24 protein-coding genes are annotated in these 23,364 nt (G+C 61.4%); 10 read left to right on the top strand and 14 right to left on the bottom strand.

What is annotated here, in order from left to right:
- Nucleotide 1: 1 nt before the first annotated feature.
- The 5 genes from GTP58_RS22320 to GTP58_RS22300 all read right to left on the bottom strand — a co-directional run bounded on the left by GTP58_RS22320 (nucleotide 2) and on the right by GTP58_RS22300 (nucleotide 3,720).
- Nucleotides 2-1,240, bottom strand: coding sequence for a hypothetical protein (locus GTP58_RS22320; RefSeq protein ID WP_161079302.1), 1,239 nt, complete (start codon nucleotides 1,238-1,240; stop codon nucleotides 2-4).
- On the bottom strand, nucleotides 1,237-2,502 hold the full coding sequence (locus GTP58_RS22315) for a M56 family metallopeptidase (protein ID WP_161079301.1): 1,266 nt from the start codon (nucleotides 2,500-2,502) through the stop codon (nucleotides 1,237-1,239). The genes GTP58_RS22320 and GTP58_RS22315 overlap by 4 nt, the downstream gene beginning before the upstream one ends.
- Nucleotides 2,499-2,870, bottom strand: a complete 372-nt coding sequence (locus tag GTP58_RS22310; protein ID WP_161079300.1) for a BlaI/MecI/CopY family transcriptional regulator — start codon at nucleotides 2,868-2,870, stop codon at nucleotides 2,499-2,501. Before GTP58_RS22310 ends, GTP58_RS22315 begins: the two co-directional genes overlap by 4 nt.
- Before the next feature lie 99 nt (nucleotides 2,871-2,969).
- Entirely contained in the window at nucleotides 2,970-3,344 is a 375-nt protein-coding gene (locus GTP58_RS22305) for a carboxymuconolactone decarboxylase family protein (RefSeq protein WP_072789116.1), read from the bottom strand.
- Nucleotides 3,286-3,720 (bottom strand): MerR family transcriptional regulator, encoded by a 435-nt coding sequence (locus GTP58_RS22300; protein WP_161079299.1) that lies wholly within the window; start codon nucleotides 3,718-3,720, stop codon nucleotides 3,286-3,288. Before GTP58_RS22300 ends, GTP58_RS22305 begins: the two co-directional genes overlap by 59 nt.
- Nucleotides 3,721-3,857: 137 nt before the next feature.
- Here GTP58_RS22300 and GTP58_RS22295 point away from each other — a divergent pair, with 137 nt between their 5' ends.
- Together GTP58_RS22295 and GTP58_RS22290 are read left to right on the top strand one after the other, a co-directional pair.
- A complete protein-coding gene (locus tag GTP58_RS22295) occupies nucleotides 3,858-4,661 on the top strand; it encodes a hypothetical protein (protein WP_161079298.1) in 804 nt (267 codons plus the stop codon).
- A gap of 13 nt (nucleotides 4,662-4,674) precedes the next feature.
- Entirely contained in the window at nucleotides 4,675-5,100 is a 426-nt protein-coding gene (locus tag GTP58_RS22290; RefSeq protein WP_161079297.1) for a GFA family protein, read from the top strand.
- A gap of 30 nt (nucleotides 5,101-5,130) precedes the next feature.
- Here GTP58_RS22290 and gatB read toward each other — a convergent pair whose 3' ends face one another.
- The 3 genes from gatB to gatC all read right to left on the bottom strand — a co-directional run bounded on the left by gatB (nucleotide 5,131) and on the right by gatC (nucleotide 8,508).
- Entirely contained in the window at nucleotides 5,131-6,606 is a 1,476-nt protein-coding gene (gene gatB, locus GTP58_RS22285) for an Asp-tRNA(Asn)/Glu-tRNA(Gln) amidotransferase subunit GatB (protein ID WP_373924769.1), read from the bottom strand.
- Between the two features lie 44 nt (nucleotides 6,607-6,650).
- Nucleotides 6,651-8,123, bottom strand: a complete 1,473-nt coding sequence (gatA, locus tag GTP58_RS22280; protein WP_161079295.1) for an Asp-tRNA(Asn)/Glu-tRNA(Gln) amidotransferase subunit GatA — start codon at nucleotides 8,121-8,123, stop codon at nucleotides 6,651-6,653.
- 82 nt (nucleotides 8,124-8,205) lie between these two features.
- Complete coding sequence (gatC, locus tag GTP58_RS22275; RefSeq protein WP_072789107.1) at nucleotides 8,206-8,508, bottom strand: Asp-tRNA(Asn)/Glu-tRNA(Gln) amidotransferase subunit GatC; 303 nt, start codon at nucleotides 8,506-8,508, stop codon at nucleotides 8,206-8,208.
- 291 nt (nucleotides 8,509-8,799) lie between these two features.
- Between gatC and GTP58_RS22270 the strand changes: the two genes are divergently transcribed.
- The 8 genes from GTP58_RS22270 to GTP58_RS22235 all read left to right on the top strand — a co-directional run bounded on the left by GTP58_RS22270 (nucleotide 8,800) and on the right by GTP58_RS22235 (nucleotide 18,928).
- Nucleotides 8,800-9,843 carry a rod shape-determining protein gene (locus GTP58_RS22270; RefSeq protein WP_072789105.1) on the top strand — a complete coding sequence of 348 codons (1,044 nt, stop codon included), beginning with the start codon at nucleotides 8,800-8,802 and terminating at the stop codon, nucleotides 9,841-9,843.
- A gap of 93 nt (nucleotides 9,844-9,936) precedes the next feature.
- Nucleotides 9,937-11,067 carry a rod shape-determining protein MreC gene (gene mreC, locus GTP58_RS22265; protein ID WP_161079294.1) on the top strand — a complete coding sequence of 377 codons (1,131 nt, stop codon included), beginning with the start codon at nucleotides 9,937-9,939 and terminating at the stop codon, nucleotides 11,065-11,067.
- Nucleotides 11,064-11,576, top strand: coding sequence for a rod shape-determining protein MreD (gene mreD / locus GTP58_RS22260; protein ID WP_161079293.1), 513 nt, complete (start codon nucleotides 11,064-11,066; stop codon nucleotides 11,574-11,576). The genes mreC and mreD overlap by 4 nt, the downstream gene beginning before the upstream one ends.
- A 15-nt stretch (nucleotides 11,577-11,591) precedes the next feature.
- Nucleotides 11,592-13,652 carry a penicillin-binding protein 2 gene (gene mrdA, locus GTP58_RS22255; protein ID WP_161079292.1) on the top strand — a complete coding sequence of 687 codons (2,061 nt, stop codon included), beginning with the start codon at nucleotides 11,592-11,594 and terminating at the stop codon, nucleotides 13,650-13,652.
- Between the two features lie 12 nt (nucleotides 13,653-13,664).
- Nucleotides 13,665-14,777 carry a rod shape-determining protein RodA gene (rodA, locus tag GTP58_RS22250; protein ID WP_072789097.1) on the top strand — a complete coding sequence of 371 codons (1,113 nt, stop codon included), beginning with the start codon at nucleotides 13,665-13,667 and terminating at the stop codon, nucleotides 14,775-14,777.
- The gene (gene rodA / locus GTP58_RS22245; protein WP_161079291.1) at nucleotides 14,777-15,901 is read left to right on the top strand and encodes a rod shape-determining protein RodA; all 1,125 of its coding nucleotides are present in this window, start codon (nucleotides 14,777-14,779) and stop codon (nucleotides 15,899-15,901) included. The genes rodA (GTP58_RS22250) and rodA (GTP58_RS22245) overlap by 1 nt, the downstream gene beginning before the upstream one ends.
- Nucleotides 15,898-17,817, top strand: a complete 1,920-nt coding sequence (mrdA, locus tag GTP58_RS22240; protein ID WP_161079290.1) for a penicillin-binding protein 2 — start codon at nucleotides 15,898-15,900, stop codon at nucleotides 17,815-17,817. Before rodA (GTP58_RS22245) ends, mrdA (GTP58_RS22240) begins: the two co-directional genes overlap by 4 nt.
- On the top strand, nucleotides 17,801-18,928 hold the full coding sequence (locus GTP58_RS22235; RefSeq protein WP_161079289.1) for a septal ring lytic transglycosylase RlpA family protein: 1,128 nt from the start codon (nucleotides 17,801-17,803) through the stop codon (nucleotides 18,926-18,928). The genes mrdA (GTP58_RS22240) and GTP58_RS22235 overlap by 17 nt, the downstream gene beginning before the upstream one ends.
- Before the next feature lie 12 nt (nucleotides 18,929-18,940).
- On the opposite strand, the gene GTP58_RS22230 is transcribed toward GTP58_RS22235, so the two are convergent.
- From GTP58_RS22230 to GTP58_RS22205, 6 genes are read right to left on the bottom strand one after another with little or no spacing between them, the layout of a single operon-like run.
- Entirely contained in the window at nucleotides 18,941-19,615 is a 675-nt protein-coding gene (locus tag GTP58_RS22230; RefSeq protein WP_161079288.1) for an SPOR domain-containing protein, read from the bottom strand.
- Nucleotides 19,616-19,627: 12 nt separating this feature from the next.
- Complete coding sequence (locus tag GTP58_RS22225) at nucleotides 19,628-20,380, bottom strand: type III pantothenate kinase (RefSeq protein WP_161079287.1); 753 nt, start codon at nucleotides 20,378-20,380, stop codon at nucleotides 19,628-19,630.
- Nucleotides 20,377-21,165 (bottom strand): biotin--[acetyl-CoA-carboxylase] ligase, encoded by a 789-nt coding sequence (locus GTP58_RS22220; RefSeq protein WP_161079286.1) that lies wholly within the window; start codon nucleotides 21,163-21,165, stop codon nucleotides 20,377-20,379. Before GTP58_RS22220 ends, GTP58_RS22225 begins: the two co-directional genes overlap by 4 nt.
- Nucleotides 21,162-21,941, bottom strand: a complete 780-nt coding sequence (locus GTP58_RS22215) for an SDR family oxidoreductase (protein ID WP_161079285.1) — start codon at nucleotides 21,939-21,941, stop codon at nucleotides 21,162-21,164. Before GTP58_RS22215 ends, GTP58_RS22220 begins: the two co-directional genes overlap by 4 nt.
- Before the next feature lie 2 nt (nucleotides 21,942-21,943).
- Complete coding sequence (locus GTP58_RS22210; RefSeq protein WP_072789084.1) at nucleotides 21,944-22,618, bottom strand: thiol:disulfide interchange protein DsbA/DsbL; 675 nt, start codon at nucleotides 22,616-22,618, stop codon at nucleotides 21,944-21,946.
- 14 nt (nucleotides 22,619-22,632) lie between these two features.
- Nucleotides 22,633-23,355, bottom strand: coding sequence for an SPOR domain-containing protein (locus GTP58_RS22205; RefSeq protein WP_161079284.1), 723 nt, complete (start codon nucleotides 23,353-23,355; stop codon nucleotides 22,633-22,635).
- Between the last annotated feature and the right edge of the window lie 9 nt (nucleotides 23,356-23,364).

Here is a 23,364-nt window from a genome sequence, read left to right as displayed (position 1 = left end):
CCTATTGCCGGATCGCGAAGCGGAACTGCGCATCCGGCAGCATCAGCTTGGGCAGCGGCTTGCCCGGCGTGATTTGCACAATGTCAGCCGGGACGGCATCTTTCGGCTGGTTTTTGGGATAAGCGTAGACGAAGTATGGCTTGGCCGGCCGGCGCATTTTCTGCGGTATCTCCGCCGGCTGAAAGCCTGCCACCGTACGTAGCCATGTCGGACGGCCCGTATCCGCGTCCGTTCCATAACGCGGGTGTATTACCTGCATGTCCATGGAAAGGCGGTAGCGGCCGAAAACTTCATAGCGGCCATCGGGCGCACGCAGCACGATCGGCGTGGTTTGTCCGGCTCCACCGACGGCGGCCGCATACAAAGGGTATTCAGCTGCCTGATCGACGTGTTCCATCATGATGGTCTGGTCGATCGTGAGCGGCTCCAGGCCGGTCATGTGGCTCAGCTGCGCGGCCATCCAGGCGCCGCCGCCACTGTCGCCGACGCGCGGTACTTTCTGCGCGTGGCTATAGCCAACATAAATGAACGCCTTGGCGTTGGGGTCTTGGTCAAAGATGCGTTTTACCAGATTGCGCGCTTCGCCACTGTCACGCTGATCGATCTGCTGGGCGTCGGTTTCACCGGTTATTTCATCAAACGGCTCATACTGCACCAGCTTCCAGCCATCCGCTGCGGCGTCGCGCAGGAAGTTGCCGAAGGCGGGTTCACGCGAGTAGTAGCCGTCCGACAGCGCCAGGTAGCCTTTTCTCAGTGGCGTGTTCTCGAAGGTTTCGCAGGCGAGCCAGGTGTAGCCCAGCTTGCGCAGTTCGCGCGCCAGCCGCATGGCGAATGCCCGGTGCAAGGGAACATGGTGTGCTTCATTGAGAATGACGATGCGGTGGTTGGCGGCCTCGCGGACGATGGCGCTGATCGCGTCTTCCGCTTTGGCGGCTTCCAGCCGCGCCGATTCGCCGGCATCGGCTGCGGCATTGCGGCGCTCATGAAGCGTCTCCGTCTCGTCAAACGCAGCCATGGCGCCGTCGCTGTCTCCCACGAACGAGCGTTGATTGCCGAGTTGTTGCAGCTTGCTGTTGAGCGTAATTTTTACCTTGTCCGAGGCCAGCGCCGGATTGCGCAGTTGGGTACGCAGGCGCTGTGCCTCCTGCTCCACCTTGGCCAGGTTAACTTCGGGATCGAAACTGGCGGCATTGGCGATGCTGGACAATAAAGCGGTGAGGAGGAATGCGCTTTTTATCATTCGAGTATCCACACATATTGCAGGTGCGTCCAGGACTCGACAGGCTTACCTGCTTTGGTCGCCGGTTTGAACGTGCATTTCTCAATCCCGGCACGCGATGCTTCATCCAGATCGGCGTGACCGCTGCTATGTTCGACCTTGGAGTCGCCTACCTTGCCATTGCGGTCGATCAGGAATGCCAGCTTCACGGTGCCGGTGCGCTGTTCCTGGATGGCTGCTTGCGGCCAGACAGGCTTGGCGCAGGTATTGAAATCGACCACAGGCTTTACCCGGTCGGAGACTTGCTTGTCCGCTGCCGTGGCTTCCGCATAGATCGACAGGCAAGCCATCGCCATGCCCAGCATGGCAACGGCGGTTTTCCAGTTCAGGGCTTGTGGCGCAGGGCGAAGCAGGTGTTGAATACGCATCATCAGATTTCCTCCATTGGCCGCCTGGGCCAGTTGGTGAGTGGAGAACTGGAGTTTTTCCAGTTCGGACAGGGCAAGGGCCAAGCGCCGCGGTTCGCCGAGCTGTCTTGCTGCGGTATCGTCTGCAATCAGTTCACGTTCGATACGGATGCGGTTCGAAATCCACCAGACGGCAGGGTGGTAGAACAGCAGTGTTTCAATAACGCTCTGTAGCAGATTAATCAGGTAATCATGGCGTTTGATGTGCGCCATTTCGTGCGCCAGCAGCGCCTCCAGCAGGTCAGGCGGCATGCGGCCAATCAGTGCCGCCGGCACCAGTACCACCGGCCGCCACCAGCCTGCGGTGACAGGGCTGGACAGCGTATCGATCACGCGCAAGCGCACGGTGCGGCTGACACCGAAGCGCTGCGCCAGGCGTGACAGGCTGGCTTCCCACCGGAGCTGCTCCTGATGGTTGCAGGTGGCTGGCTGGCGCGAGGTGCGGTCTATCCACAGCAGGCCGGCAATCATGCGCAGGGCTAGCACGGCTGCACAAAGCGCCCATGCGCTGACGATGCCGCGCATGGAGTCGAGCAGGTTGAACCAGTTGCTGTCTTCGGCGATGGCTTGCGTCGACCAGGGCAGGGCCGGAATGCTGGCGCTTGCCGACATGGCATCCCCGTTCAGGCGCTGAAACAGATCCAGCACTGGCCAGCACAGGCTGACGAACAGGGCGGAGCAGGCGATCAGGTAGCGGTATTCGGCGCGGCTGTTGCGCAGTAGGGTGAGGGCGGCGGCGGTGACGCAACCAAGCAGCAGGCCTTGCCACAGGAAGTGCATCAGCGTCATGCCAAGTGCGAAGACGAAGGCGCTCATTTCTTTTCTTCCTTCAGCAGTTTTTCGATTTCGTCACGCTCTTTTTTCGAAATGCCGGAGCGCAGCGCGGCCAGTACCAGCGCCTTGGCCGAGCCGGCGAAGGCTTTGTGCATCAGGTCTTTGAGCAGGCTCGATTGCAGCGTGTCCTGCGCCTGTGCCGGCGCGTAGATGTGAGAGCGCTGGCTTTCGTCGCGGATGAGGATGCCCTTGGTGTGCATAATCTGCATCAGGCGCAGTACAGTGCCATAGGCGAGGTCAGGTTTTTCGGCCAGCATGGCTTCGTGCACCTGCTTTGCAGTTGCCGAGCCAAGTGGCCAAAGGGTTTGCAGCAGCTCCAGTTCTGCCGCGGTTGGTTTGGGAATGCTCATGGCAGCTCCTCTGTTGCGGTAGAACTAGATTAGTATGTCTAGACAAGAATGTATACTTCAATTTTTGCCTATTTTCCCTGCGTTGTCCGATGTAGACAATTATGTATAGTCAAAAACTTCCCTGGCGGCGGCCAAGCCGTTGAGGGCCGCCGGGAAACCGGCGTAGACGGCCATCTGCATGATGGTTTCAACGATCTCGGTACGGGTGACGCCGACGTTCAGCGCCGCGTGGATATGGACCTTGAGCTGAGGTGCGGCGTTACCCAGTGCCGTAAGCGCAGCGACGGTCGCGATCTCGCGGCTTTTCAAGTCCAGGCCGGGGCGCGAGTAGATGTCGCCGAACGGGAATTCGATCAGGTAGCGCGCGAAGTCCGGCGCGATGTCTTCAAGGCTGGCGACGACACGCTCCCCGGCTTCACCGTCGATTTCCTGGAGTTTTGCCAGTCCGCGCTGGTAGCGATTTTCGTTTTCCATGAGTGAGTCCTTCCTTTTCAAGTTCACGATAGTGTTTGATTTTGTCCTGCAACGCGTGGACGGACTGCTGCATCGTCTCGATGTGTGCCAGGACATCCGCCAGATGCAGTTCCAGCATCTGGCGACGGTCCGTCACGGTTGCATTCCCGGCGCTGCGCAGTTGAGCAAATGCCTGCACCTTCGCGATGGGCATATTGGTCGTTCGCAGGCGCAGCAGGAATTCGATCCAGGCCATGTCGGCCGCCGCATAACGGCGCTGCCCGCCCGGTGCGCGGGGAACCGGCGCTATCAGGCCGACACGCTCGTAATAGCGTAGCGTGTGCGCCGTCAGGCCGGTACGTTGTGCGGCTTCTTCAATGCTGAGATGCGATTCCATAAGCAGATCCTAAAAGTTAGAGTGCACTCCAAGTCAAGCACTTTATGTTTGCTTTGCGTGAGATGCAAGCCGGGGCTTGACTTGTTCGATACTGTTTGCCGTAGACTGTGTCCACGCACCAGATAGAAAGGACTACCGTGATTCAAACAGTTATTGGCGAACCTTCCGCGCTGGTTAGTGCATTTAAGGCGTTTAATCCGGACTATGTAGATGACTACTGGCTGATTCACGGTCTGACAGCGGATTACCTTGAAGGCGACGCGTCTGTGCATGCTGACAGGCTTGCGCAGGAATTGATTCGCGTAATGATCAATTGGGGGGCGACTCTGCGGCGCGCGCCCGCACCACGGCCGGTGGGGGAAATCAGTGACTTTTTGCAGAGGAAGGAGGTTTTTCAGGCCATCGCCACGCTGTCGGCCTTGAGATTGACCCCACCCCGTATTGAGAGCAAGTTGCGTGCAGCAGACCGGTTGACTGAACTGGATCGCCGCGTACTCGAATTGCTGACGATGCTTTCCGATGGACTCTTCATCAACTGTACCAACGCCACGTATCCAATGAAGGCGATGCTGCTGCTGACTTGCTATACCTGTGCGTTTGATGGCCAGGTTCGTGATGGCGCCCAGAATGGCGGTTTTTCCGGCATGCGGGGAAGCCGTTTTCTGATGGCTGACCTGTCAAATGAACATACTGTCACCGTGCAGAAGATTATCCATATGCCGTACATTCTGGGCTGCGCCTGGAACGATCATCAAGACAAGATCGTGGCTGCTCTGACAGCTACTGGCCAACCGCGATTGATGCAGTTGGCGACGCATCCTGCCCGTGTATTTGATATTTTGCTCTTCATGCAGAATAGCCGCACATCCGCGAAGAATGGCGCGCTATTGCGGTTGGCGCAGCCGGATAGGAATTGGTACCGCCTGGTTTTACAAACTTGATTCAGGAGTCGGAATGATGGAAGCGTTGACTGTTGCGTGTCGCTGTGGAAGTGTGCGATATGCGTTGAATGGTGCACCGGCGGCACGGGCTCACTGCCATTGTGAGACCTGCCGAGATTTCTATGGCGTGACGATGTTGTCCGCTACGGCGTGGCCGCCGGAGGCATTGACCTTGCTGTCGGGAGAAGTGACGCGCTATGCACATCCGCACAAGCAGCTGTCGAAGGCGTTTTGTGCTCAGTGTGGCGAGACCTTGTTTGGCACTAACCGGCTTGGGATGCGCGTGGTCCCGAACAGCATCGTGGCGCGGGCGGCGGGCGGCATGCTGCCGGCCGATTGGCAGCCGGCCATGCACCTGTTCTATCGCTATCGCTTGATTGATGTGGTGGATACGCTGACCAAGTACCTGGAGGGTTGGGACGGTCCGGAGCACCAATAAAAAAAGGACGCCGAGGCGTCCTTTGTCGTGTTAGCCGGCCAGCTTGGCCTTGAGCAGCTCGGTCAGCTGCGCCGGGTTGGCTTTGCCGCGCGAGGCTTTCATCGCCTGGCCGATCAGCGCGTTGATCGCTGCTTCCTTGCCGGCGCGGTACTGTTCTACCGACTTCTCGTTGTTGGCGATGACTTCGTTGACGATGGCTTCCAGCGCGCCGGTGTCGGAGATCTGTTTCAGGCCTTTCGACTCGATCAGCGCATCCACCAGATTGTCGTCGTCCGACTTGGCTGCCCACATGTCGCCGAACAGTTCCTTGGCGGTCTTGTTGTTGATGGTGCCATCAGCGATACGCTTCAGCATCAGCGCCAGTTGCGCAGGCTTGACTGGTGCATCGGCGATGTCCACGCCTTCACGGTTCAGGGTCGAGGAGACGTCGCCCATCAGCCAGTTGGCGGCGACCTTGGCGTTTTCCTTGCCGGCGGCATCCACCACGGCGACGAAGTAGTTGGCCATGGCTTTGGACTGGGTCAGCACCAGCGAGTCATAGTCCGGCAGCGCGTATTCGCTGATGAAGCGCGCGCGCATGGCGGCTGGCAGTTCAGGCATGGTGCCTTTTACCTGCTCGATCCAGGCGTTGGAGATGACCAGCGGCGGCAGGTCCGGGTCCGGGAAGTAGCGGTAGTCCTGCGCGTCTTCCTTGCTGCGCATTTCGCGGGTTTCCTTGCGGTCCGGATCGTACAGGCGGGTCGCCTGCACCACTTTGCCGCCGTCTTCAATCAGTTCGATCTGGCGGCGCACTTCCACGTGCACGGCTTCTTCGATGAAGCGGAACGAGTTCAGGTTCTTGATCTCGCAGCGGGTGCCGTATTCTTGCTGGCCTTTCGGACGCACCGAGACGTTGATGTCGCAGCGGAACGAGCCTTCCTGCATGTTGCCGTCGCAGACGCCCAGCCACATCACCAGCGAGTGCAGGGCCTTGCAGTAGGCGACTGCTTCCGCAGCGCTGCGCAGTTCCGGCTCGGAGACGATTTCCAGCAGCGGCGTGCCGGCGCGATTGAGGTCGATGCCCGACATGCCGGCATAGTCTTCGTGCAGCGATTTGCCGGCGTCTTCTTCCAGGTGGGCGCGGGTCAGGTTGATGGTCCTGGTGACGAATTCGCCATCCTTCTCGTAGCCGAAGGTGATGGTGCCGCCCTGTACCACCGGATCTTCGAACTGGCTGATCTGGTAGCCTTTCGGCAGGTCAGGGTAGAAGTAGTTTTTACGGGCGAAGATCGACGCCGGCGCGATGTTGGCGCCGACCGCCAGGCCAAAGCGGATCGCGCGCTCGACGGCCTGCTTGTTCATGACTGGCAGTACGCCAGGCAGCGCCAGGTCAACCGGGCTGGCCTGGGTGTTGGCTTCGGCGCCGAAGGTGGTCGGCGAGCCGCTGAAGATTTTAGATGCGGTAGTGAGCTGTACGTGGTTCTCAATACCGATGACGACTTCCCATTCCATATTGTTCTCGCTTATGTTTCCGTTTGTCGTCCCCGCGCATGCGGGAATGACGGTTGTTCTTAGATGCCGGCCGGAGCGCGGGTGTGCCAGTCGGTGGCTTGCTGATAGGCGTGCGCCACGTTCAGCAGCTTGGCTTCGCCGAAGTGCTTGCCGATGATCTGCAGGCCCACAGGGCGGTTCTTGGCGCCGAAGCCGACCGGGATCGACATGCCAGGCAGGCCGGCCAGACTGGTCGACAGCGTGTAGATGTCGGCCAGGTAGGCGGCCACCGGATCATCCGACTTGTCGCCCAGGTCCCAGGCCACGGTCGGCGCGACCGGTCCCATGATGACATCGCACACGGCGTCCGGACCATTCAGCACTTTCTCGAAGTCCTGCGCGATCAGGCGGCGGATCTTTTGCGCCTTCAGGTAGTAGGCGTCGTAGTAGCCGTGGCACAGCACATAGGTGCCGACCATGATGCGGCGCTTCACTTCATTGCCGAAGCCCTGGTCGCGGGTCTTGCGGTACATGTCCTGCAGGTCCTTGTAGCCTTCTGCGCGGAAGCCGTAACGCACGCCGTCAAAGCGCGACAGGTTGGACGATGCTTCCGCCGGCGCGATCATGTAATAGGCAGGGATCGACAGCTTGGTGTTTGGCAGCGAGATGTCGACCAGGGTCGCGCCCAGTTCAACATACTTGGCCAGCGCGGCGCGCACGGCATCTTCCACGTCTTTCGACAAGCCTTCGCCGAAGTACTCTTTTGGCACGCCGATGCGCAGGCCGGTCAGCGGCTGGCCCAGTTCGCGCGTGAAGTCTTCTTCCACGCCGCCCAGTTCCGGCGTCAGCGAGGTCGAATCACGTTCATCGAAGCCGGCCATGGCGTTCAGCAGCAGCGCGCAGTCTTCTGCGGTCTGCGCCATCGGGCCGCCCTGGTCCAGCGACGAGGCAAACGCGATCATGCCGAAGCGCGATACGCGGCCATAGGTTGGCTTGATGCCGGTAATGCCGCAGAACGATGCTGGCTGACGGATCGAACCGCCGGTGTCGGTGCCAGTAACGGCCGGCGCCAGGCGCGCAGCAACTGCCGCAGCGGAACCGCCCGAGGAGCCGCCTGGTACGGCGGTTTTATCCCACGGATTTTTCACCGCGCCGAAGGCCGAGTTTTCATTGGCCGAACCCATGGCGAATTCGTCGCAATTCAGTTTGCCCAGCGTGACCATGCCGGCCTTGTTGAACTTCTCAACGACAGTCGCGTCAAACGGACTGACGTAGTTGCCCAGCATTTTCGAGCCGGCGGTGGAACGCCAGCCTTTGGTGACGAAGATGTCTTTGTGCGCGATCGGTACGCCGGTCAGCGGCGTGGCGGTGCCGGCGGCGATGCGGGCGTCCGCTTCGGCGGCTTGCGCCAGGGTCAGCTCACGGTCCACGTGCAGGAAGGCATTCAGGTCACTTTGCTCGATACGGTCGAGGAAGTGCTTGGCCAGGTCGGTGGCGGAAATCGCTTTGCTTTGCAGGAGTGCGGACAGCTCTTTAATGGTTTTGGTATGCATGGCGTTTCAATTCAGATTCGTGATCGGTGCGAAGGGCAGGGCGCAGTGAGCGCGGTTGCATCTATTGCATCTATTGCGTCAATTAATCGATCACTTTCGGCACCAGGTACAGGCCGTCCTGGGTCTTGGGTGCAACGGTTTGATAGTCTTCGCGGCGATTCGGCTCGCTGGCCACGTCTTCGCGCAGGCGCAGGGCGATGTTATTCATGTGCGCCGCCAGCGGGTGGCTCAGCGGGGCGACGCCTTCGGTGTCGACCGCCTGCATCTGTTCGGCCAGCGCAAAGATGCCATTCAGCTGTTCCAGCGCCGTGGCGCTCTGCTGCTCGCTCATCTCAAGTTGGGCCAGTTTGGCAATGCGGGTTACGTCGGATAAGGTCAGGGACATGGCGTATGGCGCGGACGGGCCGCGCAGGTTTAATTGTGATATTGATAAAAAACTTGAATTTCTGCCTATTCGTCTACAAATCCCGACGAATGCCGCTTAAATCGCGGCCTCAGGCTATACACTTTTGGGTGGATTTTCGATAAATCGCAGCCAAATTATAAGGTAGAATGGCGGGTTGATGCGTTGTCGGCGCTGAATCATTGCTGCCGCCGCATTCGGACAGACGCATTCGGACAGAATTTTTCACTCAACGGTTTACGCGCACACCTAGTAGCGCCACGGGACACTTTAATGTTTGGTTTTTTACGTCGTTACATTTCCTCTGATCTGGCCATCGACCTGGGCACGGCCAACACCCTGATCTACGTTCGCGGCCAAGGCATCGTCCTTGATGAACCGTCGGTCGTCGCCATCCGCCAGGAAGGCGGCCCAAATGGCAAGAAGACGATTCAGGCAGTTGGTAAGGAAGCAAAGCAGATGCTGGGTAAAGTACCTGGCAATATCGAAGCGATTCGCCCGATGAAAGACGGCGTGATCGCCGACTTCACCGTCACCGAGCAGATGCTGAAGCAGTTCATCCGCATGGTGCACGACTCCAAATTCTTCCGTCCTTCGCCACGCATCATCATTTGCGTCCCTTGCGGCTCGACCCAGGTAGAGCGCCGTGCGATCCGTGAATCGGCGCTGGGCGCTGGTGCGTCGCAGGTGTACCTGATCGAAGAACCGATGGCAGCAGCCATCGGCGCTGGCCTGCCAGTGTCGGATGCAACCGGCTCGATGGTGGTGGACATCGGCGGCGGTACCACCGAAGTGGGCATCATCTCGCTGGGCGGCATGGTCTACAAAGGTTCGGTACGCGTGGGTGGCGACAAGTTCGATGAAGCGATCGTCAACTACATCCGCCGTAACTACGGCATGCTGATCGGCGAACAGACCGCTGAAGCCATCAAGAAAGCCATCGGCTCCGCCTTCCCTGGCTCTGAAGTCAAGGAAATGGAAGTCAAGGGCCGCAACCTGTCGGAAGGTATTCCGCGTTCGTTCACTATCTCCTCGAACGAAATCCTGGAAGCGCTGACCGACCCGCTCAACAACATCGTCTCGGCCGTGAAGAACGCACTGGAACAGACCCCGCCAGAGCTGGGCGCCGACATCGCCGAAAAAGGCATGATGCTGACCGGCGGCGGCGCATTGCTGCGCGACCTGGATCGTCTGCTGATGGAAGAAACCGGCCTGCCGGTGCTGGTAGCGGAAGATCCGCTGACCTGCGTGGTACGTGGCTCCGGCATGGCGCTGGAGCGGATGGACCAACTGGGTTCGATCTTCTCCTACGAGTGATCTGACAAAAACGGGGCCGCCAAATAGCGGCCCCGGTGCTTTAGGGTGAGTTGACAGTCTCGATGGCGCGCGAGCGCCGGATTATTGGAAGTCATGGAATACAGTCCTCCGCCACTTTTCAAGCAAGGCGCTTCGGCCCGGGTCAAGATGATGGTGTTCGCGTGCATATCGATCGTGCTGCTGCTGGTCGACTCGCACATGCGTATCCTGCCATTGGTGCGTACGGCGGCTGCCACCGTACTGTACCCGCTGCAAATGGCGGCCTTGCTGCCGCGCGACGCCATTTATGGCGCCGGTGATTATTTCTCCACGTTGTCGTCGCTGGAAAAGCAGGTGCGGGAGTTGAAGCGTCAGCAGATACTCAACTCGCAGGCTTTGCAGCAGGCGCAGCTCCAGTCCGCGGAAAACGCGCAGCTGCGCCGCCTGTTCGACGCGCGCCAGCAATTGCCGGTCAAGTCCATGCTGGCCGAAGTGCTGTATGACGCGCGCGATTTCAACAGCCGTAAAATCATTCTCGACCGCGGTACCCGCAATGACGTGGCGCTGGGTTTGCCCGTGATAGACAACCAGGGCGTGGTCGGTCAGGTCACGCGCGTGTTCCCGTTCACTTCCGAGGTGACGCTGCTGTCCGACAAGGAGCAGGCGATTCCGGTGCAGCTGCTGCGCAATGGCTTGCGCAGCGTGGCTTATGGCCGCGGCAAGTCCGGTAATCTGGAACTGCGCTTTACAGCGCCGAATGCGGATATCCAGGTGGGCGATATTGTGGTCACCTCTGGCCTGGACGGTGTGTATCCGGCCGGCCTGGCGGTGGCGCGCGTCAGTCAGGTGGAAAACAGTGCCGGTGGTTCGTTCGGCGGTGTGATCTGCCAGCCGCTGGCCGGCATCACCAACAACACCCAGCTGCTGATTCTGATGTCGACGCCGGAGATGCCGGCACGTCCGCCGGAGGAAGAACCGCGCGCACTGCGCAAGCACAATAACAAGATGGCGCCGATCAAGGACGTGCCGAAAGAGGGCGCAGAAGGCCAGCCTGCCGCTGCGCCAACCGGTGCACCGGGACTGATACCAGTGATGCCCAAGCCGGCGCCGGCCGCCGCCGCACCGGTCGCAACGGCCGCCACGCCGGGCACGACGCCGTCCGCCACGCCGAATGCAGCCGCCACACCAGCGGCACCCGCCGCCCAGGCGCCGGCTGCCAACAAACCCAAGGAGCCGGCCCGATGAACCGTCCTCACTATATTCTGCTGCCGGTCAGCCCGCTGTTCATCGCATTCAGCCTGCTGTGCGCCTTCCTGTTTAATCTTCTGCCCTGGGGCCACTTCATCGGCGTGCCGGATTTCGTCGCGCTGCTGCTGGTATTCTGGGGGGTGCACCAGCCGCGCAAGGTCGGCATCGGCACTGCCTTTGTTCTGGGCCTGCTCATGGATGTTCACGATTCCACGCTGCTGGGCGAGAATGCGCTGGCGTACACCCTGCTGTCGTACTTCGCCATCATGCTGCATCGCCGGATGCTGTGGTTCCCGATCTGGACCCAGGCCATGCACGTTTTTCCGCTGCTGTTGATGGCGCAGTCGGCGCAGTTTGTCGTGCGCTTTTTCGTGTCCGGCAAATTCCCCGGCTGGTTCTACTTTATTGAGAGCGTGGCCGCCGCGTTACTGTGGCCGCTGATCACCTGGCTGTTGCTGGCGCCCCAGCGCCGCGCGGTGGATCGCGACCACACCCGACCGATCTGACGCCACCCCGCCAGCATGACTGAGATTAAGGACAACCAGCGCGAACTGCAGCAGTTCCGCCTGCGCCTGACGGTGCTGGGTGGGATGGTGTTTTTCTGTTTCGCCTTGCTGCTGCTGCGTTTCATCTGGCTGCAGGTGATGAAGTACAGTGACTTCGCGGTGAAGGCGGAAGAGAACCGCATCGCCGTGGTTCCCATCGTGCCGAACCGCGGCCTGATTTTGGACCGCAACGGTGTGGTCCTGGCGCGTAACTACTCTGCCTTTACGCTGGAGATCACGCCATCCAAGCTGAATACCACGCTGGATGAGGCGATCGATGAGCTGTCCAAACTGATCAGCGTCGATATCAAAGACCGCAAGCGCTTCAAGAAGCTGCTGGAAGAGTCCAAAGGATTTGAAAGCGTGCCGCTGCGTACGCGCCTGACCGATGAAGAGGTGGCGCGTTTCAGCGCGCAGCGTTTCCGCTTCCCTGGCGTGGAAGTGCAGGCGCGTTTGTTCCGCCAGTATCCGCTGGGCGAAACGGCGTCGCACGTGATCGGCTACATCGGCCGCATCAACCAGTCCGAAGTCAAGGCGATCGAGGCGAGCGATGACGGCCCGAATTACAAAGGCACCGACCATGTCGGCAAGGAAGGTCTGGAAAAAAGCTACGAGAAGCAGCTGCATGGCCAGACCGGCTACGAGGAAGTGGAAGTGTCGGCCGGTGGCCGCGCCATCCGCACGCTGTCGCGTACCCCTGCCACGCCAGGCAATAACCTGATCCTGTCAATCGACATCGAGCTGCAAAAGGTGGTGGAAGAGGCCTTTGGCGAATGGCGCGGCGCGTTTGTCGCGATCGAGCCGGAAACGGGTGACATCCTTGCCTATGTGTCGCGCCCAGGCTATGACCCCAACCTGTTCGTGGACGGCATCGATGCGCAAAGCTGGAGCGAACTGAATACCTCGCTGGACCGGCCGATGATTAACCGTCCGCTGTCCGGCACCTATGCGCCGGGTTCCACCTTCAAGCCCTTCATGGCGCTGGCGGCGCTGGAACTGGGCAAGCGCAATCCGGCGACGGCCTATCCTGATCCCGGCTTCTTCTATCTGGGCGGCCACAAGTTCCGCGACGATAAAGTCGGTGGCCACGGCAACGTCGATCTGCGCCGCTCCATCATCGTGTCCTGCAATACCTACTACTACCAGCTTGGCAACGACATGGGGATCGACTCGATCACGGACTTCATGCGGCCTTTCGGCTTCGGTGAAAAAACCGGCATCGACCTGGATAATGAAAAGACCGGCGTGCTGCCGTCGAAAGAGTGGAAGCGCAAGCGCTTCAAAGGCAATGCCGGCAGGTGGGTCGGCGGCGATACCATCTCGGTGTCCAACGGCTCCGGCTACAACTCCTACACACCGCTGCAGATCGCCCACGCCATGGCCAATTTGGCCAACAACGGCGTGGTGATGAAGCCGCACCTGGTCAAGATCCTTGAAGACGGCGGCACGCGCGCGCGCAAGCTGACGGTGCCGAGCGAAAGCTACCGCATCGCCCTCAAGCAGGAAAACATCGACATCATCAAGAGCGCCATGGTGGGCGTGAACAGCGAGCCAGGCGGCACCGCTTACCGCGCCTTCGCCAATGCCGCCTACACCTCCGGCGGCAAGACCGGTACGGCGCAGGTGGTGGGCATCAAGGCCAACGAGAAGTACAACGCGTCGGCGCTGGCCGAGCGCCTGCGCGACAACGCGCTGTACACCGCGTTTGCGCCAGCCGACAAGCCGAAGATCGTGGTCGCCATGGTGGTGGAAAACGCCGGCTGGGGCGCGGAAATTGCCGCCCCTATCGCCCGCAAGGCGCTGGACTTCTACCTGCTGGGCAAACGCCCGGCCGACAAGGAAACCACCAAGGTGCCGAAGGAAGATGCGGTGCAGCTGGTGCCGATTGAAGATCCGGACGCCGCCGAAGCGGCAGCGGAAGCGCGCCAGGGCGCACCTGCGCCGGCACCGGCACCGGCACCGGCGCCCGTGGCGCCAAACGTCCCCGCCGCGACGCCCGTGCCGCAGCAGGGCGCGCCGGCACGGAAGAAACAATAAGGATCACCCATCATGCGCATACATGAAAGACGTTCGCTGTGGCGTCGCATGCGACCCTATTTCACCGTCTTTGACGGCCCGCTGACCGCCATCATCATCATGCTGCTGACGGTGAGCTTGATTACGCTGTATTCGGCCAGCATCGGCATTCCAGGCAAGATGGAAGACCAGGTGCGCAATATCTTCCTGTCCTTCTTCATCATGTGGGTGGTGGCGAATATCTCGCCGCAGATGATGATGCGGATTGCCGTTCCGGCTTATGCAATCGGGGTGTTCCTGCTGGTGTGCGTGGCGCTGTTCGGCACCATCAAGCTGGGCGCGCGGCGCTGGCTGCACGTGGGGATCGACATACAGCCGTCGGAGTTCATGAAAATCGTCATGCCGCTGATGCTGGCCTGGTACTTCCAGAGCCGCTCCGGCCATCTGACCTGGCAGTCATACGCGATTGCGGTGCTGTTGCTGGTGGTGCCGGTCGGCCTGATCGTGCGCCAGCCCGACCTGGGAACGGCGCTGCTGGTGGTGGCTGCGGGCTTTTGCGTGATCTTCCTGGCGGGGCTGTCATGGAAGGCGCTGGTGGGATTGTTTGTCGCCGGCGCGGCGGCGCTGCCCATCATCTGGTCGGTGCTGCACGACTACCAGCGCGAACGCGTGATGACGCTGATCGATCCAACCACTGACCCGCTGGGCAAGGGCTTCCACATCATCCAGTCCACCATCGCGGTCGGTTCCGGCGGCGTGACGGGCAAGGGCTGGACGCATGGCACCCAGGCCCACCTGGAATTTATCCCTGAACGCACCACCGACTTTATCTTCGCCGTCTACTCGGAGGAATTTGGCCTGGTCGGCAATCTGATCCTGATGGTGCTGTACCTGATGCTGATTGGCCGCGGCCTGATGATCGCCGGGAATGCCCCCAACTTCTTCACCCGCCTGCTGGCTGGCGCCGTGACCATGATCTACTTCACCTACGCCTTCGTCAACATGGGCATGGTGAGCGGCATCCTGCCGGTGGTGGGCGTGCCGTTGCCGTTCATGAGCTATGGCGGCACGGCGCTGCTGACGCTGGGCCTGGGCGCCGGCATCCTGATGAGCATACAACGCCATCGCAAGCTGGTGCAGACCTGATGGGCCTTGCGCAAGGACGCACGTGGTGGCAGCGGCTGCGCCCCCATGTGATGGTGTTTGACGCGCCGCTGGCGCTCATCATTGCAGCCCTGTTATCGGTCGGCCTGGTCACGCTGTACTCGGCCGGCATCGCCATTCCCGGCAAGGTGTGGGACCAGTTGCGTAACATTGCGGCGGCCGTGCTGGTGATGTGGCTTGTCGCGAATATCTCTCCCCAGACGATGATGCGGCTGGCGGTGCCGGTGTATATGGCGGGCGTGGCATTGCTGGTGGCGGTGGCGCTGTTCGGCATCATCAAGGGCGGCTCGCGCCGCTGGCTATATATCGGCACGCAGATCCAGCCTTCCGAATTAATGAAGATCGCCATGCCGCTCATGCTGGCGTGGTTCTTCCAGCGCGAGCAGGGACATATCCGCTGGCAGTCGTATGCGATAGCGGCGGTGCTGCTGGCGATACCGGCCGGCCTGATCGCGCGCCAGCCGGACCTGGGCACGGCCATGCTGGTGACTGCGGCCGGCGCCTGTGTGATCTTCCTTGGCGGCCTGTCCTGGAAAGCGCTGGGCGCACTGGTGGCGACCGGCGCCGCTGGCCTGCCGGTGCTGTGGAGCTTCATGCACGACTACCAGCGCGACCGCGTGCTGACGCTGATCGATCCTTACCACGACCCGCTGGGCAAGGGTTTCCACATTATCCAGTCGATGATCGCGATTGGCTCTGGCGGCGTGACGGGCAAAGGCTGGACGCACGGCACACAGGCCCACCTGGAGTTCATCCCGGAGCGCACCACCGACTTTATCTTTGCCGTGTTCTCCGAGGAGTTTGGCCTGGCCGGCAACCTGGTGCTGATGATGCTGTATTTGCTGCTGATCTGGCGTGGCCTGAGCATCACGCTGAATGCGCCGACACTGTTCACGCGCCTGCTGGCCGGCGCCATCACCATGATTTATTTCACCTATGCTTTCGTCAACATGGGCATGGTCAGCGGCATTGTGCCGGTGGTTGGCGTACCGCTGCCCTTCATGAGCTACGGCGGCACGGCGCTGATGACGCTGGGCCTGGGCGGCGGCATCCTGATGAGCATTCAGCGGCATAGCCGGGAACTACGCACCGGAGTGCGCGCATGACCGAGATTAAAGATACCGAAGTTGAAATGCGCGAGTTCCGCCTGCGCGTCACGGTGCTGGGCGGCCTGGTATTCCTTTGCTTCTTCCTGCTGCTGGTGCGGTTTGTCTGGCTGCAGATCATCAAGTACAGCGACTTCGCGGTGAAGGCAGAAGAGAACCGCATTTCCCTGGTGCCCATCGTGCCGAACCGCGGCCTGATTTTGGACCGCAACGGCGTGGTCCTGGCCCGCAACTACTCGGCATACACGCTGGAGATTACGCCGTCCAAGCTGACCGCCACGCTGGACGAAACCATCGACGAACTGGCCAAGCTGGTGACGGTCGATGTCAAGGACCGCAAGCGCTTCAGGAAGATGCAGGAGGAATCCAAAGGTTTCGAAAGCGTGCCGCTGCGCACCCGCCTCACCGACGAAGAAGTCGCGCGCTTCAGTGCCCAGCATTTCCGCTTTCCTGGCGTGGAAGTGCAGGCGCGCCTGTTTCGCCAGTATCCGCTGGGCGAAACGGCCTCGCACGTGATCGGCTACATCGGCCGCGTCAACCGCGCCGAAGCCGATGCGCTGGAGGACGGCGACGACGCGTCCAACTACCGCGGCAGCAGCTATATCGGCAAGGAAGGGCTGGAGAAGAGCTACGAGAAGCAGCTGCACGGCCAGACCGGTTACGAAGAAGTGGAAGTCTCCGCCGGTGGCCGCGCGGTACGCACGCTGTCGCGCAAGCCGCCGGCGGCAGGCAGCAACCTGGTACTGTCGATCGATATTGAACTGCAAAAAATTGTCGAAGAAGCTTTCGGCGACCGGCGCGGCGCGATGGTGGCGATCAATCCTGAAACGGGCGACATTCTCGCCTACGTCTCGCGTCCCGGTTACGATCCCAACCTGTTCGTTGATGGCATCGACGCGCAAAGCTGGGATGAGCTGAATAACTCGGCAGCGCGGCCCATGTTCAACCGCCCGCTGTCCGGCACTTATGCGCCCGGTTCCACCTTCAAGCCCTTCATGGCGCTGGCCGCGCTGGAACTGGGCAAGCGCACGCCAACGCAGGTGACGTATGACCCGGGCTACTACGTGCTGGGCAACCACCGCTTCAACGACGACCTGGCCGGCGGCCATGGATCGGTGGATATGCGCAAGTCCATCATCGTCTCGTGTAACACCTATTACTACGCGCTGGGGCATGACCTGGGCATCGATGCGATTCACGATTTCATGCAGCCATTCGGCTTCGGACAGAAGACTGGCATCGACCTGGAAAACGAAAAGACCGGCGCCTTGCCTTCGCCGGAATGGAAGCGCAACCGTTTCAAAGGTGCGGCAGGACGCTGGGTCGGTGGTGATACTATCTCGGTCAGCAATGGTTCCGGACTTAACGCCTACACGATTTTGCAGATCGCGCACGCTGTTGCCAATCTGGCCAATAACGGTGTGGTGATGAAGCCGCACCTGGTGAAAATTGTGGAGGATGGCGCCTCGCATGCGCGTAAGCTGACGGTGGCGCAGGAGAGTTACCGCATCCCGCTCAAGCAGGAGAACATCGACTTCATCAAGAACGCCATGGTGGGCGTGACCAGCGAGCCAGGCGGAACGGGCTACCGCGCCTTTGCCGGTGCAGGCTACACGGTGGGCGGCAAGACCGGCACCGCGCAGATCATCACGATCAAGAAGGGGGAGAAATACAACGCCGCCAGACTGGCCGAGCGCTTGCGCGACAATGCGCTGTTCACCGCATTTGCGCCGGTGGACAAGCCGCAAATCGTGCTGGCCATGGTGGTGGAAAACGCCGGCAAGGGCGGCGAGCAGGCCGCGCCAATTGCACGCAAGGCGCTCGACTATTACCTGCTTGGCAAACGCCCGGTGGAGAAGGACAAGAACAAAGTGGAAAAACAAGAAGCGGAGACCAGCGATGCGCCTGCAACGTAATCATCTCCTGAAGCTGTCGGCCATGGCGGCGGCGCTGGCGCTGGCCGGCTGCGGCACGGCGCCGGTGGCCAACCAGCCATCGCCACGTCCCGTGACGGCCACGGGACCGGTCATCAAAGCGCCTTCCACCGGCAAGGCCGATCCTTCGCTGCCGGTGCTGCCGCCCGCGAATTCGGGGCGTGGCGGCTATTACCAGGACGACGGCCCTGGCGAATCGCCGCCACCGAATCTGATGGAAACGCCGGACGCCGATGTGCGCAATGATCCGCTGCTGCCACGTTCCAACCGTCCTTACGTCGTCTTCGGCAAAACCTATACGCCGATCACCGACGACCAGCCGTTCACGCAGATCGGCGTGGGCAGCTGGTACGGCAAAAAATTCCATGGCCAGCGCACCTCGTCCGGTGAGCTGTACGATATGTACAAGATGACGGCTGCGCATCCGGTGCTGCCAATTCCATCGTATGCACGCCTGACCAATATGCTGAGCGGCGCCGTCGTCATTGTGCGTATCAATGACCGCGGCCCATTCCACGCCAACCGCGCCATCGATGTGTCGTACACGGCGGCGCTGAAACTGGGCTTGCTGGGCAAGGGCAGTCATGAGCTCAAGATTGAACGTATCCTGCCGGAAGAGATAGACCGTATTCTCGCCACGCGTGAAGGCGTCTCCGGCACCACCAAGGCGCGTCTGACGCCGCAGCCCAAGGACCGTCTGACGCAGGCGTCCGGTGCACCGACACCTACCGTCACAGCGACCATGATCAATCAGCCGCTGGTGCTGACACCATCCGCGCCAACTAGCGCCGCGGGGACACCGAAAGATATCGAAACGCTCATGCTCGCTGATCGCGCGCCGTCGGATTATGCGGCGCCAGCACCGGCTGCGGCGGGCGGCTTCTATCTGCAACTGGGCGCCTACTCGCGCGCGGAAAATGCGGAAGCGGTACGTGCCAAGCTGACCAGCAAGCTGAATGGCCTGGAAGTGGTGCAGGGCGGTTCGGTGTTCCGCCTGTTCGGCGGTCCGTATGCGAGCCGCCAGGAAGCGCAGCAGGCGGCACAAGGGCTGCCTTCGTCACTGGGCCTCAAACCCATCGTGGTTCAGCGCTGAATTTAAACCGATCTATTTGCAGCTGCGGATGTCCGCGTTCGGGAAGCCGGCGCGGATTTTTTCCAGTTTCGCTTTCAGTTCCGGATCGACGTCGCGGAACTGGAAGGCCAGCAGCTTGCTGCCGCTCATGCGAGGGGCAACGCGCGCGGTCCGCACGCCTTGCTTCATGAGTGCCGCCAGCTGGTTCTGTGCTGCGCCTTCGGTCTTGAACACGCCCAGCGAGATCCCCCAGCGCAGCGGCGTATTGTCGGACATGATGAAGTAGTTGGTGACCCCCAGCGCGCGCAGTTCGCCGGCCTTTTTATCCGCGCCTTCCTTGCTGCCTTGCGGTGGAATATAAACGATATAGCTCGATACCTCGCTGCCCGGCAGGTTGTGGCGCGACTGCCGGTCGCCCAGTTTCAGCGCCTCCAGCTGATTTTCAAAACGGCGCGCATCGGCCAGCACGAAGCTGGAGACTTCCACGCAAGCTTCCGGCTTGATTTCGGGCGCGGCCGGCGCGGTGGCGGCGACGCTGGCCGCATTGGCTTTGTCGGCCGGGATGATGGCCAGCTTGTCGGCGTTGAGCTGGTTGAGCAGGCGCTCCGGTTCGTGCTCGTTGCCGCTGAAGTGGCCCAGGTAGCCGCGTCCATACGCGAACAGCGCGGCGTTCACAGCGAGCAGGGACCAGAAAATAAACTTCAGCACAGGGCTTTCCTCTTATTCGGCGCTGCTGACGGCAGCGTGTAATCCGATCAGTACAATGTTTTCAACGATACGGTACGGCACTTTCAGCATGGGCGCAATGTAGGGCGCCGCACCGCCGGAAATGATGCACTCGGTCGCGTGGTGCCGGACGCAGGCATGTTCGATGGCGCCGCCTTGCGCGGCCAGAATGCCGCTCAGGATGGCGTCGTCGGTATTGTCGGCAAATCCATCTGGCAGCTTACCGTCTTGTGCGATCTGCGGCAACTGGGCGGTATTACGGGCCAGCGAGCTGGCCATCAGGCCCAGGCCGGGCAAGATCATCCCACCGAGGAAAACGCCGTCCGCCGTTACCGCATCGATGGTGGTGGCGGTGCCGCAGTTGACCACGATGACGGGCAGGCCCGGCGCCAGCATATGGCCGGCAATGGCGGCGGCAAAACGGTCGCAGCCCAACTGGCCGGGGTTGCGGTAGCCGTTGGTCAGGCCGGCCAGCGCGGGCAGCGAGGCAAACCACTCCAGCGGCAGATCGGGCAGGCAGCGTTGCAGCACATATTCCAGCTGCACGCGCAGTGCGTTGCCGGCCACGTTGGCGATCAGTACGCGCTCGACGCCGTGGGTGGCGGCGGCTTCGCACCAGGCCAGTTCCAGTTGCGGCATGTCGGCGTGGGTGACGGCGCCGCTGTCGATCCATGCGCCCAGTGGCGTGTCCGCCGTGGCCAGCGCCCATTTGACGCGAGTGTTGCCAGCATCGATTAGCAAGATCATGGTTGTGTTCCCGATAAGCGCAGCGAGACGTCGCCGGAGAGGATTTCAACGCGGCCCTGGTCCGTATCCAGCAGCAGGCGGCCGATGGCGTCCACGCCGGCGGCGCGGCCTTGCTGCATTACGGCGCCGTTGTCCAGCAGGACCACGTCCTTGCCATGCCACGCATGCAGCGCATTCCAGCGCTCCGTGAATGGGGCGAAGCCGGTATCGTCGAATTCGGCCAGCACGGCGGCCAGGCGGCTGAGCAGGGCCGCCATCAGCTGATTGCGGTCCATCTGCGCCAGCCATGGCGCGCTTGCCACTTCGCGGCCGATCTGCGCTTCCAGTTCGTCCGGCATCAACAGGTTGAGTCCACAGCCGATCACGGCCCAGATGGCGTCATCGGTCTTCTGCGTTTCGACCAAAATGCCGGCCAGCTTGGCGCCGTCGCGCAGCAGGTCGTTGGGCCATTTGATCTGTACCGGCACGCCCAGCGAAACAATGGTTTCAGCCAGCGCCACGCCCACCGCCATCGGCAGGCCGGACATATTGTGCAGCGGGCCTTTGAAGCGCCAGGCCAGCGAGAACATCAGCGCGGCGCCAGGTCTGGACAGCCAGCTGCGGCCGGCGCGGCCACGGCCTGCAGTCTGGTTTTCCGCGATGCGCAGCACCGGGCCTGGCAGCGTGCCGATGCGCGCCAGCAGGTCGGCATTGGTGGAGCCGGTTTCGGCGACGGTTTCAATCGCGATATGGCTGGCGGAGGTGGCGCAATGGGCGCTGATCGCGGCGGCGGATAAATTACTCATGATGCTGTTTTACGGGGTTTGTGCGGCGCTTTGCTGAAGGCCAGGTCGTAGATCACGTTCGGCAGCATGCGCAGCAGCTTGGCGACAATGCCCATTTGCCACGGAATGACGGCGTAGCTGCGGCCAGCGCTGATAACACCGGCTGCGGCCGCGGCAAATTTTTCAGGCGCCATCAGGAACGGCATGGGGTAGGGATTCCCCTGCGTCATCGGCGTATCGATGTAGCCGGGGCAGATGGTCACGACGCGGATGCCATATGGCTTCATCTCCAGCCGCAGCGATTCGCAGTAGCTGATGACGGCAGCCTTGGAGGCGCTGTACGCCTCCGCGCCTGGCAGGCCACGGATGCCGGCCACGCTGCCGATGCCCACCAGCCGGCCCGGCGTGCGCTGCGCGCGCATGGCAGCGATGAAGGGCGAGAAGGTGGCTGCGGTGGCGATCACATTGGTGTTGATAATGTCGGCAAACACGGCGATGTCTTCCGCGTGTTCCGTGAGCGTGCCGGCGGACACTCCGGCATTGGCGATCACCACATCGATACCACCCGCGTGCGCGAGGAAGGCCTGCGCGGCGGCGTTGATGGCGGCATGGTCGCGCACATCCACCGCATAGGCGCGGTGCTGCTGTGCGTTGGGCAGTGTGGCGATGAAATCGGCGAGGACTTCGCCACGCCGGGCCAGCAGGCCGAGGGTGGCGCCTTGCGCCGCATACTGGCGGGCCAGCGCGGCGCCCAGGCCGCTGGAAGCGCCGGTGATGAAGACGCGCAAAGGCGTCATGTCTACTTCTTCTCTGCCTTGGCTTTGGTGACCAGCGCGTCCAGCACCTGCGTCACTTCACCATGCAGCTGCGCTTCGGTGGTGGCAGACTGCTTTTCAGCGTCGGCCATGGTCGGGGAGGTCTGGTATTTGCCGTCCACGGTCAACGTCGGCCAGGAGTCGATTTCGTAGGCATCCATCATCGATACCGACTTGCGCACGCGGCCCGCGACGCCGAAGCCACGGTAGGTGTCGATGAACTTCTGCTTGTCCACGCCTTGCTTGGCGATGAACTCGAATACCTGTTCGTCGCGGCGCAGCGGATTGTGGTTGACGTGGATTTCGTTGAAGGCTTTGGCATGCAGTTCAGGCGTCAGCACGCCCATGGCTTCCAGCGTGAAGAACATTTTTTCCTGCGGCAGGTCGGTGCCCGGACGCGAGATGTGCATGCGCTTGAAGACGATGTTGTCGCCCTGTTTTTTCACCCATGCGCCCAGCGCGCTGTCGAAGGCGGCGCAGTGCGGGCAGGCGTAGTCGAAGAACTCGATGATCTCGACTTTTTTGCCGGTGTCCACAGCTTGCGGCGCTTTCAGCGTTTTGTACTCCACGCCGTTCTTTGGATCGGCGGGAGAGGCCGAGGCAGTCAGTGCGACTGCGCTCAGCGCGAAAGCGGTCAGGGCGAATTTCAGGAAGCGCATCGTTACTCCTTGGGTTATTTCTGGTTGCGGACGACGGCAACGTCAATGCCGTTTTCAGACAGTTTGCCACGGACCTTGTTCATGGTTTCCACCTGGTTGTAAGGACCCAGGCGTACACGATGCAGCACGCCGGTGTCGGTGGAACGGTCCGAAATATTGGCTTCAAAGCCCAGCAAGGCCAGCTTGGCACGGGCGTTTTCCGCATCGGCCACTTCACGGAAGGCGCCTGCTTGCAGGTAGTAGATGAATTTGTCGTCGCCGGCGGCTGTGTCGGCGGCCGGTGCGGCTTTGGCGGCCGGCTGCGGCGCGACGTTGGCCGCGTTAGGCGCGGCCGCAGGCGCCGGCTTTGCCGCCGGTGCTGGCGTGCCCTGGATCTTGTCGACCATCGCTTGCAGCTGGTCGGCTGCCGGCTTGGACGGCGCCGCCGGTACCGCCGGTGCGGTTGGCGCCGGCGTAGCCGCCGTTGCTGGCTGCTGGTCCTTGCTGAAGTCCTTGGCCGCTTCGCGCGCTGCATCCTTGTTGCCGTACATTGGCTTGTTAGGATCGGCGACCTGTCCCGCAGTCGGTTCCGCTGCCTTGCTCGGATGGCCCTTGTCCGTGAACGGCGTCGAGCCTTTGGTAATCATCAGTGCGACGACGACAGCGATACTCAGGCCGATGACCAGACCGATAACGATGCCGACGAAAGTATTGCCCTGCTGTTGCGAACGTGGAGTAAAGCTGGAGCGGAAATTCATTGTGCGGGA

The organism is Duganella sp. CY15W, assembly GCF_009857555.1.
In the GTDB taxonomy this organism is placed as follows: Bacteria; Pseudomonadota; Gammaproteobacteria; order Burkholderiales; family Burkholderiaceae_D; genus Rugamonas; species Rugamonas sacchari.
Note: the sequence above shows the minus strand (reverse complement) of the source record. Positions and strands in the feature narration are given on the sequence as shown.

What these genes read in the sequence shown, in the direction of transcription:
- mrdA (WP_161079290.1), top strand. Translation starts at nt 15,898, where the DNA reads ATGACCGAGATTAAAGATACCGAAGTTGAAATGCGCGAGTTCCGCCTG.
- rodA (WP_072789097.1), top strand. Translation starts at nt 13,665, where the DNA reads ATGCGCATACATGAAAGACGTTCGCTGTGGCGTCGCATGCGACCCTAT.
- GTP58_RS22305 (WP_072789116.1), bottom strand. Translation starts at nt 3,344, where the DNA reads ATGGAAAACGAAAATCGCTACCAGCGCGGACTGGCAAAACTCCAGGAA.
- GTP58_RS22225 (WP_161079287.1), bottom strand. Translation starts at nt 20,380, where the DNA reads ATGATCTTGCTAATCGATGCTGGCAACACTCGCGTCAAATGGGCGCTG.
- GTP58_RS22300 (WP_161079299.1), bottom strand. Translation starts at nt 3,720, where the DNA reads ATGGAATCGCATCTCAGCATTGAAGAAGCCGCACAACGTACCGGCCTG.
- GTP58_RS22315 (WP_161079301.1), bottom strand. Translation starts at nt 2,502, where the DNA reads ATGAGCGCCTTCGTCTTCGCACTTGGCATGACGCTGATGCACTTCCTG.
- GTP58_RS22205 (WP_161079284.1), bottom strand. Translation starts at nt 23,355, where the DNA reads ATGAATTTCCGCTCCAGCTTTACTCCACGTTCGCAACAGCAGGGCAAT.
- gatC (WP_072789107.1), bottom strand. Translation starts at nt 8,508, where the DNA reads ATGTCCCTGACCTTATCCGACGTAACCCGCATTGCCAAACTGGCCCAA.
- GTP58_RS22320 (WP_161079302.1), bottom strand. Translation starts at nt 1,240, where the DNA reads ATGATAAAAAGCGCATTCCTCCTCACCGCTTTATTGTCCAGCATCGCC.
- mreC (WP_161079294.1), top strand. Translation starts at nt 9,937, where the DNA reads ATGGAATACAGTCCTCCGCCACTTTTCAAGCAAGGCGCTTCGGCCCGG.
- GTP58_RS22215 (WP_161079285.1), bottom strand. Translation starts at nt 21,941, where the DNA reads ATGACGCCTTTGCGCGTCTTCATCACCGGCGCTTCCAGCGGCCTGGGC.
- gatA (WP_161079295.1), bottom strand. Translation starts at nt 8,123, where the DNA reads ATGCATACCAAAACCATTAAAGAGCTGTCCGCACTCCTGCAAAGCAAA.
- GTP58_RS22310 (WP_161079300.1), bottom strand. Translation starts at nt 2,870, where the DNA reads ATGAGCATTCCCAAACCAACCGCGGCAGAACTGGAGCTGCTGCAAACC.
- GTP58_RS22220 (WP_161079286.1), bottom strand. Translation starts at nt 21,165, where the DNA reads ATGAGTAATTTATCCGCCGCCGCGATCAGCGCCCATTGCGCCACCTCC.
- GTP58_RS22290 (WP_161079297.1), top strand. Translation starts at nt 4,675, where the DNA reads ATGATGGAAGCGTTGACTGTTGCGTGTCGCTGTGGAAGTGTGCGATAT.
- mreD (WP_161079293.1), top strand. Translation starts at nt 11,064, where the DNA reads ATGAACCGTCCTCACTATATTCTGCTGCCGGTCAGCCCGCTGTTCATC.
- rodA (WP_161079291.1), top strand. Translation starts at nt 14,777, where the DNA reads ATGGGCCTTGCGCAAGGACGCACGTGGTGGCAGCGGCTGCGCCCCCAT.
- GTP58_RS22210 (WP_072789084.1), bottom strand. Translation starts at nt 22,618, where the DNA reads ATGCGCTTCCTGAAATTCGCCCTGACCGCTTTCGCGCTGAGCGCAGTC.
- GTP58_RS22270 (WP_072789105.1), top strand. Translation starts at nt 8,800, where the DNA reads ATGTTTGGTTTTTTACGTCGTTACATTTCCTCTGATCTGGCCATCGAC.
- mrdA (WP_161079292.1), top strand. Translation starts at nt 11,592, where the DNA reads ATGACTGAGATTAAGGACAACCAGCGCGAACTGCAGCAGTTCCGCCTG.
- GTP58_RS22235 (WP_161079289.1), top strand. Translation starts at nt 17,801, where the DNA reads ATGCGCCTGCAACGTAATCATCTCCTGAAGCTGTCGGCCATGGCGGCG.